At 50.5% G+C, this 971-nt stretch carries 1 protein-coding gene; it reads right to left on the bottom strand.

Going from position 1 to position 971, the window contains the following annotated elements; all coding sequences use genetic code 11:
* Nucleotides 1-971, bottom strand: a 971-nt coding sequence (locus ABJK56_RS02695) for a M23 family metallopeptidase (RefSeq protein WP_347243124.1), incomplete at both ends; no start/stop codon positions are given.

The following is a 971-nucleotide window of genomic DNA, read 5'->3' as shown; positions in this document are numbered from 1 at the left end:
AGAGCAGGTTTCCCCCCCATGGGTTAGAAACACCAGAGGGCAAAGTGTGTTCTATAATGATGACTCCACCGGGGTAGTTAGCATTCTTGTCCGACCAGATGACACGTCCATTGGCTATAGCATATACATTAGAACCAGCAGAACGGAACCAATCTTCCCCAGCGTGTTGGAGCTGGCTAAGAGGCTTGTTGTAACAGTTAGACCAGCCGGACACATATGGGTTTCGTACATTATAGCTCGCATACCATGGTGGACGGCCTGAACTGCCGTCACGGGGGTCAACCGGAAAGTCAAAACCGTCTGTTTGCGCGGCTAGAGTCCCTACAGATTGGGTTTCTATAGGAGGTGTATATGCTCGCTTCGGTAAAATGATAAATGTGGATGCTATCGTCTCAAAGATTCGTTTGTCCTCATCCGAAGGCACAGGCGGATCATATACCAAGAAAAAATCTGCACCCTTAGCCCTGATTAGGTACTCAATGGCTAAGCGCGGCGTCCCCCCACCAATTGGTTCGCTTAATCGTTCCAATCTCAGCGCCTCAATTCCTTGGGAGAGCGTAATTCTGGTTGCATCTTTCCAAATGGATAAGAGAACGTCTTCAGGAAGTGGGGGAATTCGGGTTATTAGGTGAACACTTCCTCCAATCCATAGATCGCTGGGAATGTTATTATTTTGCCATTGCTTGACCTCTTGGAGCTGCAAAACGGATGGATATTTAAAGGAATACCCGAACTCCGAGCTCGTATATGTTTTCCACCTTTCCCCAGAAAACCATAGAATGGGTGTTGGTGTTACTGTCGGCTGCATCGGTCCAGAAGTAAGCTCAGCAGTCCTGCTTGCTTCCTTCCCGCCTTGCGGCATTGCAGTCGCAGCCAATGGAATTGCAGGCATCTCCTGGGGCCTCCGCAAGGCCTCGGCTTCGGCAGCCTGCATGCGCAATTGGCTTTTCTCGCCTGCCGGCACCAGGCGC

Source organism: Thermogutta sp. (assembly GCF_039793925.1).
Lineage (GTDB): Bacteria > Planctomycetota > Planctomycetia > Pirellulales > Thermoguttaceae > Thermogutta.
The sequence above is the reverse complement of the archived record's forward strand: the minus strand, read 5'-3'. Positions and strand labels throughout refer to the sequence as shown.